This window comes from Inquilinus sp. Marseille-Q2685 (genome assembly GCF_916619195.1).
GTDB lineage: Bacteria > Pseudomonadota > Alphaproteobacteria > DSM-16000 > Inquilinaceae > Inquilinus.
The window spans coordinates 1,793,465-1,810,812 of record NZ_CAKAKL010000002.1 but is presented as its reverse complement, the minus strand read 5'-3'; the positions used below and the strand labels follow the sequence as shown (position 1 = coordinate 1,810,812).

Genomic DNA, 17,348 nt, shown 5'->3' with positions numbered 1-17,348 from the left:
CGCGATCCGCCAGACCAGGGATGGAGCCCGACATGCTGAAGATGATCCTGACCGGTGTTCTGGCGGCGGCAACGCTCGTCGCCGTGCCCGCCGCCGCCCAGACCCAGGCGCCGGACGCCGCGATCCGCAGCGGCCATGCCGAGGCCGGCGGAATCGGCTACTACTACGAGGTCCACGGGCAGGGAGAGCCGCTGCTGCTGCTGCATGGCGGGCTCGGCTCGATCGACATGTTCCGGCCGCTGCTGCCGGCGCTGGCGGCGAAGCGCCAGGTCATCGCCGTCGACCTGCAGGGCCATGGCCGCACGCCGCTGGGCGACCGGCCGATCGACCTGGCGGCGATGGGCGACGACATGGCCACGATCCTGCGCCAGCTCGGTGTCAAGCAGGCGGACGTGCTGGGCTATTCGCTGGGCGGCGGCGTCGCCTTCCGGCTGGCGGTGCAGCACCCGGAGATGGTGCGCCGGCTGGCCCTGGTCTCGGCCGGCTATGCCCGGGACGGCTTCTATCCGGAGATGCTGCCGCAGCAGGCCGCGGTCGGCGCCGGCATGGCCGAGATGATGAAGAACACGCCGATGTACACCTCGTACGTCGCGGTGGCGCCGAAGCCGGAGGATTTCCCGCGGCTGCTCGACGCCATGGGTGCGCTGATGCGCAAGCCCTATGACTGGTCGGCGGATGTGCCGAAGCTGACCATGCCGGTGATGCTGGTCTATGGCGACAGCGACATGTACCGGCCGGAGCACGAGGTGAAGTTCTACCAGCTGCTCGGCGGCGGGCTGCGCGACGCCGGCTGGCAGCGCGAGCACATGTCGAAGAACCGCCTGGCCATCCTGCCCGGCGCGACCCATTACGACATCTTCCTGTCGCCGCAACTGCCGGCGACGGTGATGCCCTTCCTGAACGGCGAGAGCAGCGCCACGGACTGGAAGTGAGCGGGACCTTTTCTCAACGCTTATTCCACATCGTCATTGCGAGGAGGCGAAGCCGACGAAGCAATCCACGGGCCGGTTCGCGCTGGCCCCTGGATTGCTTCGCTACGCTCGCAATGACGGTGTTGGAAATGCTGAAAAGGCACCAGCCGGCGGGAGAGGCAATCCGTTCGTACGCTCGTCGCCGCCGTCGCCGAGGTGTAAATGCCTCGGCTTGTCTTACGGCATGTACTGGCCGCCGTTGATCTCGATCATCTGGCCGGTGACGTAGCCGCCGGCGGCCTCGGAGGCGAGGTAGAGGAAGGCGGCGGCGCATTCCTCGGAGGTGCCGAGGCGGTTCATCGGGATCGTTGCCTGCATCGCTGCCAGCTGCTCCGCGGTCGAGAAGCGCTCGTGGAACGGGGTGGTGATGACGCCGGGCGAGATCGCATTGACCCGGATGCCGTCCTTCGCCAGCTCCTTGGCCCAGCCGCGGGTGGCAACGGCGACGAAGCCCTTCGCGGCCGCGTAGATCACCGAGCCCGGGCCACCGCCGTGCCGCGCGGCGATCGAGCTGAGATTGATGATCGACCCGCCGCCCTGGCGCCGCATCTGCGCCGCGCCCTCGCGCATGAAGCGGACGACATGGCGGACATTGACGTCCAGCACCGCGTCGACGAATTCGTCCGTGTACTCGGCGACCGGAGTGCGCTTGACCAGCGCGCCGGCGTTGTTGACCAGCACGTCCAGCCGGCCGAAGGCGGCCACGGTCTGCTCGACCAGGCGCTGCGCAGTCTCGGGCTTGGTCACGTCGCCCGGGGCCAGGATCGCCTCGCCGCCGGCGGCCTGGATGTCGGCCACCACCGCCTCGGCCGCCTCGCGGCTGGAATTGTAGTTCACCGCGACCTTGGCCTTGTTCTGGCCGAAGGCGCGGGCGGCGGCGGCGCCGATGCCGGTGCTGGCCCCGGTGATCAGCACGGCCTTGCCGGCGAGATCCGGGAAGACGGGCAGGGCGGACAGGGTGGTCATGGTGTCACCTCGGATGGCGTGACGGGTTGGTCAACTCGGTCATATCATGTCTGACAATTCTGGCGAGCGCACCCTGGCGTTGCGTCGCGCCTCCACAGCCTCGCGGCGCCCTGCTACCGTGCCCGCGATGATGCTTCTCGGACCCGACGACCCGCCGCCCTTCGAGCTGGTGAATCCCGACGGCAAGGCTTGCGCCCTGCTGGTGGCGGACCATGCCGGCCGCGCCTTCCCGAAATCCCTCGGCACGCTCGGCGTCGACCCGGCGGCGCTCGACCGCCACGTCGCCTACGACATCGGCATCGACGCCTTCTCCCGCCGCCTGGCCGAGCGGCTGGACGCGCCGCTGCTGCTGCACCGCTATTCGCGGCTGATCCTCGACCCGAACCGGCAACTGGACGATCCGACCTCGATCTGCGCCATCAGCGACGGCGTGATCGTGCCCGGCAACGCGAAGCTGACGCGCGAGGACGAGGCTGCCCGCGCCGACGCCTTCTTCCACCCGTATCACGACGCCATCGCCGAACAGCTGGACCGGATCGCGGCGCGCTGCCCGGCCCCGGCGCTCCTGTCGCTGCACAGCTTCACCCCCGTCATGCGCGGCTTCGCCCGGCCCTGGCAGGTCGGGGTGCTGTGGCGCGAGGACGGCCGCATCCCGCTGCCGCTGATGGAGGCGCTGCGCCGCGATCCGGAGATCACGGTCGGCGACAACCAGCCCTATTCCGGCCGCAACGAGCACGGCTACACCATCCACCACCACGCCGAGCCGCGCGGCCTGCCGCATGTGCTGATCGAGATGCGGCAGGACCTGATCGCGGCCGACGCGGCGGCCGCGGCCTGGGCCGACCGGATGGCCGGGATCTTCGCCCCGATCCTGGCCGACCAAACCTTGTACCAGCCGCTGCAGGCCGTGGCATGACCGAGCCGGCGCTGACCCTCGGCATCGAGGAGGAGTACCTGCTGGTCGACCCGGCCAGCCGCGACCTGGTGCCCGACCCGCCGCCGGAGCTGGTGGAGGCGCTGGAGAACCGGCACGAGGGCGCGGTCGCCCGCGAGTTCTTCCGTTGCCAGGTCGAGGTCGGCACCCCGGTCTGCCGCAGCATCGCCGAGGCGCGGGCCGAGCTGACCCGGCTGCGCCGGTCGGTGGTGGAGGAGGCGGAGCGGCACGGCCTGGCGCTGATCGCCGCCTCGACCCACCCTTTCGGCACCTGGCGGCCGCAGAAGCACACCGACCGCAGCCGCTACGACCAGCTGGCGCGCGATCTCGGCGTGCCGGTGCGGCGCCTGCTGATCTGCGGCACCCATGTCCATGCCGGGATCGAGGACCCGAACCTGCGCATCGACCTGATGCGGCAGGTCCGCTACTTCCTGCCGCATCTGTTGTCCCTGACCACCTCCTCGCCGTTCTGGCAGGGCACCGACACCAAGCTGAAATCCTACCGCTTGGCCGTGTTCTCGGAGCTGCCGCGCACCGGCATGCCGGAGGAGTTCCAGAGCTACGGCGAATTCGAGGCGACGCTGGCGGCGCTGGTCCAGGCCGGGGTGATCGAGGACGGCAGCAAGATCTGGTGGGACATCCGCCCCTCTGCCCGTTTCCCGACGCTGGAGATGCGCGTCACCGACGTCTGCACCCGGGTCGAGGACGGGCTGAGCGTCGCCGCCCTCTACCAGTGCCTGCTGCGCATGCTGTGGCGCCTCAGGGCGCAGAACATCGCCTGGCGCCGCTACCGCAGCGTGCTGATCGAGGAGAACCGCTGGCGCGCCATGCGCTACGGCTTCGAGGAAGGGCTGATCGACTGGGGCAAGGGCAAGCTGGTGCCCTATGCCGACCTGCTGGAGGAGGTGCTGGCGATGGTGGCGGAGGATGCGGCGGCGCTGGGCTGCGAGGCCGAGATCGCGCATGCGCGCACCATCCTGGCCCAGGGCACCTCGGCCCACCGCCAGCTCGCCGCCTATTACGAAGCCCTGGCCCAGGGCGCCGACGAGGCCGAGGCGCTGCGGCGCGTGGTCGACCGGCTGATCCTGGAGACCAAGGAGGGGCTGCAGCCCGCCGCCTGAGACCCCACATCTCGAATTCCGGAACCCGTGGACAACGTCATGACCGAGCCCCCCAAGACCGAGATCGACGCCAAGACCCGCACCGAGCTGGAAGCCGCCGCCTTCCGCACCCTGGTCGAGCATCTGCGCCGGCGCACCGACGTGCAGAACATCGACCTGATGAACCTGGCCGGCTTCTGCCGCAACTGCCTGTCGCGCTGGTACCGCGAGGCGGCGGAGGAGCGGGGCGTGCCGCTCTCCGATCCGCAGGCCCGCGAGATCGTCTACGGCGAGCCGTATGAGAGCTGGAAGGCCAAGCACCAGAAGGAGGCCTCGGCCGGCCAGCAGAAGGCGTTCGACGCCTCGCACAAGCACTGAGATCGGCGCGCCTCTCTGCGCCGAAGCCAGGGCGCCGGCTGCCGCCTGCGGAAGATGGGGCAGGACGACCGCCGGGCGCAGGGGGGCGCTGCTCGATCTCCGTCGGCAGGCCGGATCAATCGGAGCCGCACGAGGTGTCGCCGTCGATATAGGCGACGGACGGAGTCCAGCTGACCACGTCGTTCGAGTTGTCGCCCGCGTCGCCGGAATCGACCAGGAAATGCACCTTGTCGCCGGCGGCGACGTCGAGCCTCCGGATGGTGGTCGACACGCCGTGATCGGGGCCGGGGGCGACCAGCTTCCTGGGAAATTCGACCGTCGTGCTGGCCGTTCCGTCCGGTTTCTTGGATTCATGGACCACCTGCACGCCTGCCCCGTCGCCACCCATGTAGCTGACGGCGTAGCCGCGGATCGTGACGACGCCCGCCTTCGGCGCCACCCAGCTGCGCGCCACCAGGGAGGTTCCTCCTCCGGGCTGCATGGTCCAGGCGTCGATGCGCGGCGGGGTGTCCGTGCCGGCCGACTGCCAGCGCCTGGCGCCAGAGACATAGCTCAATGGAGTAACGTGGCCGTTGTCGGACGACCCGTATGTCCAGTTCTGCGCCTCCTGCTCGGGGCCGAAGTCCTTCGCGGCGAACCAGACATGGTCCTCGGTTGTCCTGCAGTTGTTGGATTTGGCGAACTTGTCGAAGTTGGTAAGAAGCGGCCGGTTGGTGAACGAGCCGTCATAGATGTTGTCGTTGAACGCACCGGTCGGGATCGAACTTCCTCGCCTGCTCCCCTCGCTGAAGAAGGCGGAGCTCTTCGCCTTGGAACGGGCTGCGGACTTGCCATAGTCGACCACCACGTTGGAGGCGACGATGGCGTCGGTGTTGGCCCCATCGGCGTGGTTGCCGAGCACCTCGATTCCCGGCCCGGCCGTGCCGCCGACGTAGTTCCCTATGACGGACACGTTGGTCGTCCACCCTTCATAGTTCAGGCCTGTCATGTCGGGGCTCGCAGTGTCCTGCGTGTCGACGATGATGTTGTTCACGATACGCACGTCCGTGGCATGGGCGATGTGCACGCCGGTGGTCCCGGTCTTCACAGGGCAGCCGCCGGCCTTGCTTACAAGAGAATCGAGGACCGTCGCGTCCGTCAGGTGCGTGAGCTGCAGCGAGTTGGGACAGCTGCGCTTGCCCGCAGGGTCGCTGTCGCCGATCTTGCCGTCGTCCTCGCTCAGGACCAGCCCGCTGAACACCGCATCCTTGATGAAGATCCGGCTGGGCGTGCGGCCGTAGCGGGTGGTCACCACCGATTGTTCGTTGTGCTCACCCCGCACGCGCGTGACGCGCAGGCCTGTCAGCGCCGGCTGGTCCTCCGGCAGCGTCGAGGCGCCCTCGATCAGCAGTCCGGTCCGGTTGCGGTGCACATAGATGTTTTCGATGCGGAGGTTGCGCTTGCCCGTTTCGGAGTAGTAGGCGCTGATGCCGGTGGCGAGCTTCTTCGTGCCCGTCTCGTCCTTGCCGTCGACCTCCAGGTCTCTCAACACGAAATTGCTCGGGTTGGTCAGCCTGACGGCGATCTCCCTCTGCACGTCCTTTCCGTCAATCTTTTCGGTCATCGAATTGTATCCGATCACCGGACGTCCTTTGCCATCCCCATAGGCAGCCACCTCGATGGGCTGGGTGTCCGAGCCGGCGCCCGTCAGGGACAGCCGCTGGTTCCACCTCGCGCCCCTGGCCAGCAGCACCCGGTCGCCCGGGCCGAGCGGCGTCCTGTTGATCTGGGTGAAGTCGCACCAGGCATCTTCCGGGCTGGTCCCGGTGCTGTTCGACGGGGGGCCGCCGGCGTCCTTGCAGGCGGGCAGGTTGCTGTTGATGTAATACGTGGCCGCGCTCGCGGAAGCGACCGGCATCGCCGCGGCCGCCCCCATCGCCAGGGCGGAGACCGGAACTGCTCGGAGCAGGAAGGGCAGGCATCTGATGTGCTTCATCGTGTTTCTTTCGAGAAGTCCAGCAGTGGATCCTTCGATAACACGCAAAGATGCCGAATGGGCGAAGAGGACGATCGGCAAAAGATCCGTGCAAGCGCTCCCATGGACGCGGACGAGGGGCCGAATCAGGCCGCGAGATCGCACCCGCCGCCGGCCGGAGGCCCGCGCCGGCGCTGGGCTGGGACAGCCCGCTTGCCGGTCCGGCCCGGCCGCTTTATGGTCGCCCGCCCTGAACGGACCATACCCTTTGAAGGACCAGCCATGTCGGATGTCGGTGGTATCGCCGCGGATCGCCTGAAGTCGTTCATCGAGCGCATCGAGCGGCTCGAGGAGGAGAAGGCGGGGATCGCGGGCGACATCAAGGATGTCTATGCCGAAGCCAAGGGCACCGGCTTCGACGCCAAGATCATCCGCCAGATCATCCGCCTGCGGAAGATGGAGCAGGACGACCGCCGCGAGCAGGAGGAACTGCTCGACCTCTACAAGCAGGCCCTCGGCATGCTCGAGTAAGAGACCGCTTCGGTCTCCAGCCGGGCGGAGCGACGGATCATGCGACTTGCGACGCCTCGGCTGCTGCTGCGTCCCTGGGAGGATCGCGACCGGGCGGGCTTCGCCGCGATCAATGCCGATCCGGAGGTCCGCCGCTACTACTATCCGGGCGTGCTGACGCCGGCCGAGACCGACGCCGTGATCGACGAGGCGGCGGCCGCGCTGGCGGAGCAGGGCTTCGGCTTCGTCGCGGTCGAGCGCAGGGCGGACGGCGCGCTGGTCGGCGGCGCCGGGCTGTCGCGCCCGGGGCCCGAGGTGCCGGGAGAGCATTCGGCCGAGATCGGCTGGATCCTCGGCCGCGCCTTCTGGCGCCAGGGCTATGCCATCGAGATCGGCCTGGCTTGCCTGGACGCCGCCTGGACCAGGTTCGGCCTGCCGGACGTTATCGGCTATACCTCGGCGATCAACACGCCCTCGCGTCGCGCCATGGAGCGGCTGGGCTTGGACTATGTCGCCGGCGGCGAGTTCGAGGACGTCACCGTCCCGCCCGGCGACCCGCTGCGGCCGCATGTGCTGTACCGGATCGCCCGGCCGGGATAGGGCGGGCGAGGCTCGACCTCTTTGCCTGGCCGCTATTCTGGCCAAAGCGACGCCGCTCGGGGCCGCATTGGAAACGAGCCCGCCCGGCTGCCGTCACGCCTGCCGGCCGCCTTCCGCCGTCTGGATCTGCAGCAGCGCCGCGCGGATGGTCTCGGCCTGCTGCGCGAACGCGTCCGCCCGCTCCGACCACAGCTTGGCCGTCTTGGACTGCCCCTGCTGCGAAGCCTGCCTGCCGAGACGGCGGAGCATGCGGCCGCGTTCCTCCAACGTGCGCAGGGCGGTCTCCATCGCCCGTACCACCTCTCCCGACAGGGCATTGCCGAAGGACGCGGCCGAATAGGCATGGCCGAGATGGCAGCGGTAGCGCAGGGTATCGCCGTCCTGCAGCTCCCACATGACGCCACCGCAATCCGGGCAGGTGAAGACGGAGCGGGCGCCGAGCCGGTCGAGCGCCGTCATGGCCTCCTCATACCCCTTGGCCATGATCTCGGCCTCCAGCTGGATGTCCGGCGGCACCGGCCGGGCCGGGCCCGCGGGGCTGGCGACCAGCCGTCCGAGCAAGCCCGGCAGCGCGTCGAGCGCGACCACATGGTCGGCCTCCGTCATCTCCAGGGCGTTGCGCGGCATGTCGGGATATTCGGCATCGGCCGGGTCCTGGACCACGGTGATGGCGCCGCAGCGGCTGAGCGCGCGCAGGCCGGCGCTGCCGTCGTCGAGATAGCCCGTCAGCACCACGCCGATGCTGCGCGTTCCGCAGCAGGCGGCGACGCTGCGGAACAGCGTGTCGATCGACGGGCGGACGCCGTTCTCCCAGGCGCCGGCGTTGAGCCGCAGCGTCTCGCCTTGCAGCAGCAGGTGATGGTTCGGCGGGGCGATATGGATCCGCCCGCGCTCCGCCGGCCGGCCATCCTCGGCGAAGCCGGCCGGCAGGGGGCCTGCGCGCTCCAGGATGGCAGGCAGGGTGCTGTTGTGGTCGCTCCGCATGTGCTGCACGACCAGCACCGCCGCGTCGAATCCGGCCGGCAGCCCGGCGACGATGCGCTTCAGCGCGGACAGGCCGCCGGCCGACGCGCCGATCGCCACGATGTCGCGGTGGGCCATGTCCCTTCCTTCGCGGGCACCAGGGTTCGTCCCTGGACAACCGCGCCGGAGGGGACGGCGTTCCCCGGATCAGCCGGGCGTGCGGTCCTGGTCGCGGCGCAGCTCGGTCATCGGCACCTCGATCCGGCACTGCAGCCCGGTGGGCTTGAAGGCCAGTTCGGCGCTGCCGTGCAGCTCGTAGGCGACGCTGCGCTTGACGAAGCTGAGGCCGAAGCCTTCATGGGTCGGCTTCTCCGTCTTCGGGCCGCCGCGCTCGGTCCAGTCGATGCGCAGATACGGGGCCGCGGCGCTCCGGGCCACGCGCCAGCCGACCTTCACCGTCCCGTCGGGCGTGGACAGGGCGCCGTATTTCGAGGCATTGGTCGCCAGCTCGTGGAATGCCATGGCAAAGACCAGCGCCGCACGGGCCGGCAGGAAGACCTCCCCGCCCGTCAGTACCGGCGGGTCCTTGCCCTCGTGATAGGGCTGCAGCTCGCGCAGCAGGATCTGGCGCAGGTCGGCGCCGGACCAGACATTCTCCGCCAGCAGCTCATGCGCGGTGGCGAGCGACTGGACCCGGCCCTCGAAAGAGCGGTTGAACTCCTCGAGCGAGGCGCTCGACTGCCGGGTCCGGCCGGCGATCGACAGCACGCTGGCCAGCGTGTTCTTGACCCGGTGGTTCAGCTCCGCCAGCAGCAGCTGCTGGCGCTCCTCTGCCTGCTTGCGCTCGGTGGTGTCGCGTTCGACCACCGCCACCGCCGTCAGCCGGCCGGCGGCGTTGCGGATCGGCGACGCGGTATAGGAGACGAAGATCCGGCGCCCGTCCTTGGTCAGCCTTTCGGTTTCGACCACGCTCTGCCGTACCGGCTGGCGCTGTTTCAGCCGGTCCAGGATCTGCCGCAGCTCGGTCGAGCGATGATGGACGGACAGGAACGACAGCGGGCGGCCGATCGCCTCCTCCGCCGCATAGCCGTAGACCCGCTCGGCCCCGGCGTTCCAGCTGGTGATCGTGCCGTCGGGGCTCATGCCGATGATCGCTTCCTGCGAGTTGTCGATGATGGCCGCCAGACGGGCCAGGGCCTCCTCGCCGCGCTTGCGTTCGGTGATGTCGATGAAGGTGATGACCACGCCGTTGATGACGTTGTCGACCGTCCGGTAGGGCAGGATCCGCATGATGTAGCTGGCCGACCCGTCCGTCAGCGCCACCTCCTGCTCCAGCCGGGTCAGGGTGCGCAGCACCCGGCTGACGTCGCGCGCCAGGGCCTCGTAGGCGAGGCGGGTGACGATGTCGGTGATCGGCCGGCCGAAATCGCTTTCGATCAGGTGGAAGATCTCGGTGATCGCCGGGGTGAAGCTGCGCACCCGCAGGTTGTTGTCCAGGAACAGCGTCGCGATCTGGGTGCTTTCCAGCAGGTTCTTGCGGTCGCTGATGGCGCGGTCGAGGCTCTCGATCTTGGAGTTGAGCTCGGCGTTGACCGTCTCCAGCTCCTCGTTGACCGACTGCAGCTCCTCCTTCGAGGTCTCCAGCTCCTCATTGGCGGATTGCAGCTCCTCGTTGACCGACTGGAACTCCTCGTTCGAGGACTTCATCTCCTCGTTCGAGGTCTCGAGCTCCTCGATCGTGGTCTGCAGCCGCTCGCGCGTCGCGATCAGCTCCGACTCCAGGTGCCGGATGATCTCGTCCTTCTGGACATCCGAGGCCGCCTCGGCGCGGATGGCGCCGAGCGGCTTCAACGTCCCGACCTCCTGCAGGATCAGGACGCACAGCTTCGGGTCGGACTCGCCCGTCGTCAGCGGCTCGGCGATGAGGTTGATCGACTGGAAGCCGCCGTCGACCGGCAGCGAGACGTTCTCGCGGATGGTGCGCCGGCCGGAGGCGAGGGCCTGGTGGATGACCGTGCGCAGGTCCGGGCGCAGGCTGGCCTCGACGATGCTGAACAGATTCAGGCTGGCCGCGCCGGGCGAAGGCTGCAGGTAGCGGCCGGTGCGGCCGGAGAAGTGCAGGATCTCGTAGTGCTCGTCCACGACGAAGCAGGCCGGCGCATAGCTGTCGACGACGCGCTGCGCCCGCCGGCTGATCGTGTCCTTCGCCAGCGGCTGCGGCGAGCCCAGGGGGCGCTCCAGATCCAGATGGTTGCGGTAGATCGAGGTGGTCAGCGGGAACTCGACCGCCGGGCGCTCCGCCTCCACCGCCCGCGCCTTGAACAGGCGCTGCCGGCTGTCGATCTTGGCGAACAGCTTCGGGTGCTGGGTGATGTTCTCCGACGGCCCCAGGAACAGATAGCCTCGCTGCCGCAGGGCGAAGTGGAACAGCAGCAAGACCCGGTTCTGCAGCACCGCGTCCAGATAGATCAGCAGGTTGCGGCAGGAGATCAGGTCGAGCTTCGAGAACGGCGCGTCCTTGATCACGTTGTGCACCGAGAAGATGCACATCTCGCGGATCTCCTTGAGCACCCGGTAGCTGCCGCCGTCCTTTACGAAATAGCGCTCGAGCCGCTCGGGCGAGACGTCGCGGCTGATCGACTCCGGATACACGCCGTTGCGGGCGACGGCCAGGGCGTGGTCGTCGATGTCGGTGGCGAAGATCTGGACCTTGAGCGAGACGTCGCTCTCGCTCATCCGCTCGCGCAGCAGGATCGCGATCGAATAGGCCTCCTCGCCGGTGGCGCAGCCGGGCACCCAGACGCGGACCTGGTCGTCCGGGCCCTTCTCCTGCAGCAGCTTCGGGATGACGTCGCGCTCCAGCACCTCGAACGCCTTGGCGTCGCGGAAGAAATGGGTGACGCCGATCAGGAGGTCGCGGAACAGCGCCTCGACCTCCTGCGGGTCCTTGCGCAGCAGCTCGACGTAGTCGGCCATGGTCGCGACCTGCAGCACCTGCATGCGGCGATGGACCCGGCGGATGAAGGTATTGTTCTTGTACTGGCTGAAATCGTGCCCGGTGCTGGCGCGCAGCAGGGTGAAGATCTTCACCAGGTGGCGGCGCCCCTCCTGGCGCAGCGACGCCATGCCCTCCTGCTTCAGGCGCGTCAGGCCCTTGGCGTATTGCAGCAGCTGCGCCGGCATCTCCTCCACCGGCAGGATGAAATCGACCAGGCCGGTGGCGATGGCGCTGCGTGGCATGCTGTCGTAGCGCGAGGTCTCGCCGGCCTGGGCCAGGGTCAGGCCGCCGCCTTCCTTGACCGCCTTCAGCCCGACCGACCCGTCGCTGCCGCTGCCGGACAGGATGATGCCGGCGACCTGCTCGCCGTGCTGCTCCGCCACCGACCGGAAGAAGCTGTCGATCGTCGACGTGTTGCTGCGCGGCGTCTCGATCTGGAAGACGTCGCCCCGCATGGTCAGCGTCGTGTTCGGCTGGATGACGTGGACGCGGTTCTCCGCGATCGTCATCCCGTCGGCGATCTGGACCACGGGCATGCGCGTGAACCGGGACACCAGCTCGGCCATCGCGCTCTTGTGATGGGCGTCGAGATGGGGGACCAGGACGAAGGCCATGCCGCTGTCGGGCGGCATGTGCAGGAAGAAGCGCTCGAACGCCTCCAGCCCGCCGGCCGAGGCGCCGATCGCCACGATCAGCCGCGCCGGCGGGGAAGAGCTTGCGGCCGGCCGGGAACGCGAGGATGCTTTTCTGGAAGGCGAGCGGCGGTCAGTCCGGCCGGCGGCTGCGGGTTTGGCGCGGGTCGGCACGCTTTCGATCTCCGTTCGGGCGTTGGCCGGATGTCCATTCCGGCCATGCAGGGCTCTCATATCGCCCGGCCGAGTATGCGGCAGAAGACGACATTATACCGTTTCGACCTGTTGCCAAGTTGAGGTCAATTGCAAATCGAGGTGCGCGGATGTCCTCCCCCACCCGGATCCTCATCGTCGAGGACGAGTTCCTGGTTGCGCTGCTGATGGAGGAAACCGTCCGGAACCTGGGTCATGAGGTTGTCGGCCCGGTCGGCGACCTGCCGGCCGCCATGCGCCTGGCCGAGGCCGAGCGTCTGTCGGCCGCCATCCTCGATGTCCATCTGCAGCACGGCGAACGGGTGTATCCGGTCGTCGGGATCCTGCGCCGCCGCGGCATCCCGCTGGTGCTGACGACGGCGTATCGCGACACCGAGATCGATGCGGATTGCGCCGGCGAGATGCTGCTGCGCAAGCCTTTCGATCAGCTGGAGCTGGAGCAGTGCATCGCCCGGCTCGTCCGCCCTTCATCGGCTGCGGAAAGCGGGGCCCGGGCGTCCTAGCGCGGCGTCGTGCCGGATTTGGAAATATCCTGTCCTATATTGTCCCTGGTCTGTCGGACCGGGCTCAGGTTCCTTCCTGCGGGCTGATTTCGGCGCTATCATATTCGGGAGCTTTGAAATTAGCATATGTCAATATTGGGAGATGTCACAGATGCATCTTGGGGCATCCATCCTGGGTCCGTCCGTTCCCGCCTCCGTCTTCCGCTGGTCCCGGCCGGTTCCCCGCGACGGCGCGCCGAAGCGGATCCTGGTCGTCGAGGACGAGCTGCTGCTGGCCGAGGACGTGGCGCAGTCGATCCACGCCATGGGGCTGGACCCGGTCGGGCCTGTTGGAACGCTCGAGGCGGCAATCGCGCTGGCCGAGACGCAGCAGCTCGACGGGGCGCTGCTCGACGTGCGGCTGCGGCGCGGGCAGCGGGTCTATCCGGTGGTCGAGATCCTCTGGCGGCGGCGGATCCCCTTCTGCTTCATGACCGCCTATACCGACGGGCAGATCGAGCACATGCCGGCCGAGGCCGTGCTGCGCAAGCCGGTGGCGGCGTCCGCCCTGCGCGACGCGGTGCTGACTCTGCTCGCGGACTGAGAGGCCGGGGCTTCGCGCGCCGAGCACGACGGCTGCATTTCCAAAGCAATTGCTTTTTTTTATCCGCCCGATATAGCAAGGAACAACTTGCAAAAAGAGGCGGGGCTATGGAGGAAACGATCGACGGCCGGTGGGGCGAGCTGCTGACCCGGCGCTACGCCGCGGCCGTCACCACCCTGTGCCTGGGCGTCGCGCTCTACGCCCTCAACGCCTTCCTGGTCTCGACCTCGCTGCCCACCGCGGTGGTCGAGCTCGGCGGCGTCGGGCTGATCAGCTGGGCCTTCACCGTGTTCCTCGTCGCCGCCATCGTCGGCGGCGCCGCCTCGGCGATGCTGAAGCAGCGGCTCGGCACCCGCCCGGCGCTGCTGCTGGCGGCGCTGGCCTTCCTGGCCGGCACGCTGGTCTGCGGCTTCGCCACATCGATGCCGATGGTGCTGGTCGGCCGCGTGTTCCAGGGCGCGGGGGAGGGGGTGATCGCCGCGGTCTGCTACGCTCTGATCCCGGAGATGTTCCCGTCGCGCCTGATCCCCAAGGTGTTCGGGGCCGAGGCGATCGTCTGGGCCGCCGCCGCCTTCGGCGGGCCGCTCCTGTCCGGCGTGCTGACCGAGACGGTGTCCTGGCGCGCCGCCTTCCTGGTCAACGTGCCGCTGATCGCGATCTTCGCCCTGCTGGTCGGCATCGTGGTGCCGGCCGGGCAGGCGCGGAACAGCGGCGGTGCGGTGCCGCTGCTGCGCCTGTTCGGCTGCGCCGCCGGCATCATGCTGGTCTCGGTCGCCGGCATCGTGCCGCACGGCTGGCAGGCGGCGCTGTGCGTCGCCGCGGCGATGCTGGTGCTGGCGGCGGTGGTGCTGGCCGACCGGCGCGGCCGCGACCGGCTGTTCCCCTCCGACGCCTTCACCTTCGGCTCGACCGTCGGCGCCGGCCTCTGGGTGGTGCTGCTGATGCCGGTGGCGCAGGCGGCGACCACGGTCTATCTCAACATCACCATCCAGCATCTCTGGGGCTACGGCCCGACCATGGCCGGCTATGTCAGCGCCCTGATGGCGCTGGCCTGGAGCGGCTCGGCCGTGCTGGTGGCCGGCATCGTCCGGCCGGAGGCGCAGCGCCGGCTGATCCGGCTCGGGCCGTTCCTGCTGGCGCTCGGCCTGCTCGGGGTGATGGCGGCGCTGGCGGGGGGCCAGCCCCGGCTCCTGGTGCTGTGCCAGGTGTTGATCGGCGCCGGCTTCGGCATCTCCTGGGCCTTCCTCAGCCAGGCGGTGATGGAGGCGGCGCGGCCGGGCGAGCGCGACGCCGCCTCGGCCCTGCTGCCGACGCTGCAGTCCGGCGGCTACGCCATCGGCGCCGCGGTGTCCGGGCTGATCGCCAACGCGGCCGGCATGGCCGCGGCGCTGACGCCGGAGGCGATCATCCCCGCCGCCACCTGGGTCTTCGGCATCGCCGCGCTGCTCGGCACGCTGGGGTTCCTCGCCAGCTTCGGGGTGCGGCCGGGCGGGCGGTAAAGTAGACTTCGATGCGCCGCAGCTTCTGTGCTAGAATGTACACAATCGCACACGGGAGCGGATGATGGCCGAGAGCACCACCATGACCATCCGGCTCGACCCCGAGGTCAAGGAGAAGCTGGGCCGGATTGCGCGGGACACGCGCCGCAGCCGGTCATTCCTGGCTGCGGAGGCCGTCGCGGCCTTCGTCGACCGCGAGCTGGAGATCATCGAGGGCATCCAGCGCGGCCTCGCTGATATGGAGGCGGGCCGGGTCGTGCCGCATGAGCAGGTCATGGCCGAAGGCCGCACCATCATCAGCGCTGCAAAGGCGGCGAAGAAGGCCGGCCGCGGGTGAGGACTGTCGTCTGGTCCGACGCCGCCCGGCGCGACTATCTCGACATCATCCGATACATCTCCGAGGACGACCCTTTCGCCGCGGACTCGGTCGCGGATCGGCTGGATGCGGCTGCCTCGCGGCTCGCCCATATGCCGACCGGCCGTCGGGGGCGCATTGTCGGGACCTATGAGAAGATCGTGACGGGACTGCCCTACATCATCGCCTATGCCATCGGTGCGTCGCCGACGGGCGGCGAGGCGGTGACCATCCTGCATGTCATCATGGCGCGCGTGACTGGCCGGCTGGGCGCTGGCCAACGTAGCGTCTGACTCGACTCTGCGCCGGCCGCGCCGCTACCGTCGCCAGAGTAACGAGCGGAACGGGAGGTGGCGATGCTGGCGGGTTCGATCCTGGCGTTTCTCGGGGTGTCGGCGCTGGTCATCGTCACGCCCGGGCCGGACACCGCAGTCACCGTTCGCAACGCCCTGCTCGGCGGCCGCGCCGGCGGGATCTTCACGGCGCTGGGCGTCTCGGTCGGCCAGGCGGTCTGGGCCTTCGCCACCAGCCTCGGCATCGTCGCCCTGCTGGTGGCGTCCGAGCCGCTGTTCCTGGCGATGAAATATGCCGGCGCCGCCTATCTTGTCTGGCTCGGCCTGCACGCGCTGCGGGCCGCCTGGCGGCCGGGCGAGGGTGGGGAGGACGCCGCCGCCGCCGCGAGGCCGGCCCGGCGCCTCGGCCGCGGCGCGGCGTTCCGCCAGGGGCTGGTCAGCGATCTCGGCAACCCGAAGATGGCGGTGTTCTTCGCCAGCCTGCTGCCGCAATTCGTGCCGGCGGGCCAGCCGGCCTTCACCGCCTTCCTCGCCCTCGGGCTGGTGTTCAGCCTGATGACCTTCGCCTGGCTCGCCGCCTATGCCGTCGCCGTGGCCAAGGCCGGCGACGTGCTGCGCCGGCCGCGCATCCGCCGGGCCATCGAGGGCGTCACCGGCGCGCTGCTGATCGCGCTCGGCCTGCGGATCGCGGCCGAACAGCGGTAGGGCTACTGCGCGGTGGCGCCGGAGGCCTCGACGATCGGCTTGTACTTCGCCTTCTCGGCCTTGATATAGGCCGCGAACTCCGCGGCGGTGCTGCCGATCGGCTTGGCGCCCAGCGGCTCGATCCGCGCCCGCACCTCGGGCAGGCGCATGATCCGCTGCACCTCGGCGCTCAGCTTCTCGACGATGGCGGGCGGCGTGCCGGCCGGGGCCAGCAGCCCCTGCCAGGAGGTGATGTCGAAGCCGGGAATGAACTCCGCCATCGCCGGCACGTCCGGCAGGGTCGGCGTCCGCTCCAGCCCGGTCACCGCCAGCGGCCGCACGGTGCCGGCGCGGGCCTGCTCCATCGCCGTCGGGATGTTGTCGAAGATCATGTCGACATGGCCGGCGACGACGTCGCCCAGCGCCTGGGCGCTGCCCTTGTAGGGCACATGGGTCATGTGCGAGCCGACATGGATCTCGAAGGCAGCGGCGGCGAGGTGGATCGAGGTGCCGAAGCCGGAGGAGGCATAGCTGTGCCCGTCCGGCTCGGCCTTCAGGAGCGCGATCAGCTCCGGCACCGACTTGGCCGGGAAGGACGGGTTGACCACCAGCAGGTTCGGCAGGGTCGCGGCCAGGGAGATCGGCGCGAAATCGGCCTCGGCGTCGTAGCCCAGGTCCTTGAACACCCAGGGGTTGATGGCATGGGTGCCGACCGTGCCCATGCCCAGCGTGTAGCCGTCCGGCTCGGCCTTGGCCAACTGCTCGGTGCCGATGCCGCCGCCGGCGCCCGGCTTGTTCTCGACCACGAAGGGCTGGCCGAAGGTCTTGCTCATCTCGTCGGCCAGCAGGCGGCCGAACAGGTCGGTGTTCCCGCCCGGGGCGAAGGGCACGATGATGGTGACCGGCTTGGCCGGCCAGGCGTCCTGGGCGGAGGCCCGGCCGAACGGCAGCAGGGCGGCGGGCAGCAGGACGGCCAGGCAGACGCACAGCGCTGACTTGGACATGGTTCCCCCTTCGATGACGGCGGCCTCGCGCGGGCCCGCTTCCGGTCCTACTATGCCAAAGCCCGTCGCCGCTGGCACGCGCGGGACGCCGTCGCCGCAGGGTGTCGCAATCGCGCCGCGGTGTCGCCTTCCGGACAGTTCCCGTCGTCGGCGATGCAGCGCGGAGGCCCCGGCATCACCATCTTGTCATCAAGCGCCGGTGATGGCG

Annotated in this window: 17 protein-coding genes; 12 read left to right on the top strand and 5 right to left on the bottom strand. The window is 69.3% G+C overall.

The window, feature by feature from the left end; all coding sequences use genetic code 11:
• Nucleotides 1–32 precede the first annotated feature (32 nt).
• Nucleotides 33–932 carry an alpha/beta fold hydrolase gene (locus tag LG391_RS17585; RefSeq protein WP_225769298.1) on the top strand — a complete coding sequence of 300 codons (900 nt, stop codon included), beginning with the start codon at nucleotides 33–35 and terminating at the stop codon, nucleotides 930–932.
• A gap of 216 nt (nucleotides 933–1,148) precedes the next feature.
• Here LG391_RS17585 and LG391_RS17580 read toward each other — a convergent pair whose 3' ends face one another.
• Nucleotides 1,149–1,937: an SDR family NAD(P)-dependent oxidoreductase gene (locus LG391_RS17580; RefSeq protein ID WP_225769297.1), complete on the bottom strand. Its 789-nt coding sequence runs from the start codon at nucleotides 1,935–1,937 to the stop codon at nucleotides 1,149–1,151.
• A gap of 127 nt (nucleotides 1,938–2,064) precedes the next feature.
• Between LG391_RS17580 and LG391_RS17575 the strand changes: the two genes are divergently transcribed.
• The 3 genes from LG391_RS17575 to LG391_RS17565 are packed head-to-tail and all read left to right on the top strand — an operon-like array spanning nucleotide 2,065 to nucleotide 4,349.
• The gene (locus LG391_RS17575; RefSeq protein WP_225769296.1) at nucleotides 2,065–2,853 is read left to right on the top strand and encodes an N-formylglutamate amidohydrolase; all 789 of its coding nucleotides are present in this window, start codon (nucleotides 2,065–2,067) and stop codon (nucleotides 2,851–2,853) included.
• A complete protein-coding gene (locus LG391_RS17570; protein ID WP_225769295.1) occupies nucleotides 2,850–3,992 on the top strand; it encodes a carboxylate-amine ligase in 1,143 nt (380 codons plus the stop codon). Before LG391_RS17575 ends, LG391_RS17570 begins: the two co-directional genes overlap by 4 nt.
• Before the next feature lie 39 nt (nucleotides 3,993–4,031).
• The gene (locus LG391_RS17565; RefSeq protein ID WP_225769294.1) at nucleotides 4,032–4,349 is read left to right on the top strand and encodes a DUF1244 domain-containing protein; all 318 of its coding nucleotides are present in this window, start codon (nucleotides 4,032–4,034) and stop codon (nucleotides 4,347–4,349) included.
• Between the two features lie 115 nt (nucleotides 4,350–4,464).
• Here LG391_RS17565 and LG391_RS17560 read toward each other — a convergent pair whose 3' ends face one another.
• Entirely contained in the window at nucleotides 4,465–6,324 is a 1,860-nt protein-coding gene (locus LG391_RS17560) for a hypothetical protein (RefSeq protein WP_225769293.1), read from the bottom strand.
• Between the two features lie 261 nt (nucleotides 6,325–6,585).
• Here LG391_RS17560 and LG391_RS17555 point away from each other — a divergent pair, with 261 nt between their 5' ends.
• Nucleotides 6,586–6,834, top strand: coding sequence for a DUF2312 domain-containing protein (locus LG391_RS17555; RefSeq protein WP_034834984.1), 249 nt, complete (start codon nucleotides 6,586–6,588; stop codon nucleotides 6,832–6,834).
• Nucleotides 6,835–6,873: 39 nt separating this feature from the next.
• Complete coding sequence (locus LG391_RS17550; RefSeq protein ID WP_225769292.1) at nucleotides 6,874–7,413, top strand: GNAT family N-acetyltransferase; 540 nt, start codon at nucleotides 6,874–6,876, stop codon at nucleotides 7,411–7,413.
• 93 nt (nucleotides 7,414–7,506) lie between these two features.
• On the opposite strand, the gene LG391_RS17545 is transcribed toward LG391_RS17550, so the two are convergent.
• A complete protein-coding gene (locus LG391_RS17545) occupies nucleotides 7,507–8,514 on the bottom strand; it encodes a chemotaxis protein CheB (RefSeq protein WP_225769291.1) in 1,008 nt (335 codons plus the stop codon).
• A gap of 69 nt (nucleotides 8,515–8,583) precedes the next feature.
• Nucleotides 8,584–12,063 carry a CheR family methyltransferase gene (locus LG391_RS17540; RefSeq protein WP_225769290.1) on the bottom strand — a complete coding sequence of 1,160 codons (3,480 nt, stop codon included), beginning with the start codon at nucleotides 12,061–12,063 and terminating at the stop codon, nucleotides 8,584–8,586.
• A gap of 266 nt (nucleotides 12,064–12,329) precedes the next feature.
• Here LG391_RS17540 and LG391_RS17535 point away from each other — a divergent pair, with 266 nt between their 5' ends.
• From LG391_RS17535 to LG391_RS17510, 6 genes are all read left to right on the top strand, one after another.
• A complete protein-coding gene (locus LG391_RS17535; RefSeq protein ID WP_225769289.1) occupies nucleotides 12,330–12,722 on the top strand; it encodes a response regulator in 393 nt (130 codons plus the stop codon).
• A 151-nt stretch (nucleotides 12,723–12,873) separates the two neighbouring features.
• Nucleotides 12,874–13,305: a response regulator gene (locus LG391_RS17530; protein WP_225769288.1), complete on the top strand. Its 432-nt coding sequence runs from the start codon at nucleotides 12,874–12,876 to the stop codon at nucleotides 13,303–13,305.
• 107 nt (nucleotides 13,306–13,412) lie between these two features.
• Nucleotides 13,413–14,804, top strand: a complete 1,392-nt coding sequence (locus LG391_RS17525) for an MFS transporter (RefSeq protein ID WP_225769287.1) — start codon at nucleotides 13,413–13,415, stop codon at nucleotides 14,802–14,804.
• A gap of 64 nt (nucleotides 14,805–14,868) precedes the next feature.
• A complete protein-coding gene (locus tag LG391_RS17520) occupies nucleotides 14,869–15,141 on the top strand; it encodes a CopG family ribbon-helix-helix protein (protein ID WP_225769286.1) in 273 nt (90 codons plus the stop codon).
• Nucleotides 15,138–15,452: a type II toxin-antitoxin system RelE/ParE family toxin gene (locus tag LG391_RS17515; RefSeq protein ID WP_225769285.1), complete on the top strand. Its 315-nt coding sequence runs from the start codon at nucleotides 15,138–15,140 to the stop codon at nucleotides 15,450–15,452. Before LG391_RS17520 ends, LG391_RS17515 begins: the two co-directional genes overlap by 4 nt.
• 63 nt (nucleotides 15,453–15,515) lie before the next feature.
• Entirely contained in the window at nucleotides 15,516–16,157 is a 642-nt protein-coding gene (locus tag LG391_RS17510; RefSeq protein ID WP_225769284.1) for a LysE family translocator, read from the top strand.
• A gap of 2 nt (nucleotides 16,158–16,159) precedes the next feature.
• On the opposite strand, the gene LG391_RS17505 is transcribed toward LG391_RS17510, so the two are convergent.
• The gene (locus LG391_RS17505; RefSeq protein WP_225769283.1) at nucleotides 16,160–17,140 is read right to left on the bottom strand and encodes a tripartite tricarboxylate transporter substrate binding protein; all 981 of its coding nucleotides are present in this window, start codon (nucleotides 17,138–17,140) and stop codon (nucleotides 16,160–16,162) included.
• Nucleotides 17,141–17,348 lie beyond the last annotated feature (208 nt).

What these genes read in the sequence shown, in the direction of transcription:
- LG391_RS17585 (WP_225769298.1), top strand. Translation starts at nt 33, where the DNA reads ATGCTGAAGATGATCCTGACCGGTGTTCTGGCGGCGGCAACGCTCGTC.
- LG391_RS17580 (WP_225769297.1), bottom strand. Translation starts at nt 1,937, where the DNA reads ATGACCACCCTGTCCGCCCTGCCCGTCTTCCCGGATCTCGCCGGCAAG.
- LG391_RS17575 (WP_225769296.1), top strand. Translation starts at nt 2,065, where the DNA reads ATGATGCTTCTCGGACCCGACGACCCGCCGCCCTTCGAGCTGGTGAAT.
- LG391_RS17570 (WP_225769295.1), top strand. Translation starts at nt 2,850, where the DNA reads ATGACCGAGCCGGCGCTGACCCTCGGCATCGAGGAGGAGTACCTGCTG.
- LG391_RS17565 (WP_225769294.1), top strand. Translation starts at nt 4,032, where the DNA reads ATGACCGAGCCCCCCAAGACCGAGATCGACGCCAAGACCCGCACCGAG.
- LG391_RS17560 (WP_225769293.1), bottom strand. Translation starts at nt 6,324, where the DNA reads ATGAAGCACATCAGATGCCTGCCCTTCCTGCTCCGAGCAGTTCCGGTC.
- LG391_RS17555 (WP_034834984.1), top strand. Translation starts at nt 6,586, where the DNA reads ATGTCGGATGTCGGTGGTATCGCCGCGGATCGCCTGAAGTCGTTCATC.
- LG391_RS17550 (WP_225769292.1), top strand. Translation starts at nt 6,874, where the DNA reads ATGCGACTTGCGACGCCTCGGCTGCTGCTGCGTCCCTGGGAGGATCGC.
- LG391_RS17545 (WP_225769291.1), bottom strand. Translation starts at nt 8,514, where the DNA reads ATGGCCCACCGCGACATCGTGGCGATCGGCGCGTCGGCCGGCGGCCTG.
- LG391_RS17535 (WP_225769289.1), top strand. Translation starts at nt 12,330, where the DNA reads ATGTCCTCCCCCACCCGGATCCTCATCGTCGAGGACGAGTTCCTGGTT.
- LG391_RS17530 (WP_225769288.1), top strand. Translation starts at nt 12,874, where the DNA reads ATGCATCTTGGGGCATCCATCCTGGGTCCGTCCGTTCCCGCCTCCGTC.
- LG391_RS17525 (WP_225769287.1), top strand. Translation starts at nt 13,413, where the DNA reads ATGGAGGAAACGATCGACGGCCGGTGGGGCGAGCTGCTGACCCGGCGC.
- LG391_RS17520 (WP_225769286.1), top strand. Translation starts at nt 14,869, where the DNA reads ATGGCCGAGAGCACCACCATGACCATCCGGCTCGACCCCGAGGTCAAG.
- LG391_RS17510 (WP_225769284.1), top strand. Translation starts at nt 15,516, where the DNA reads ATGCTGGCGGGTTCGATCCTGGCGTTTCTCGGGGTGTCGGCGCTGGTC.
- LG391_RS17505 (WP_225769283.1), bottom strand. Translation starts at nt 17,140, where the DNA reads ATGTCCAAGTCAGCGCTGTGCGTCTGCCTGGCCGTCCTGCTGCCCGCC.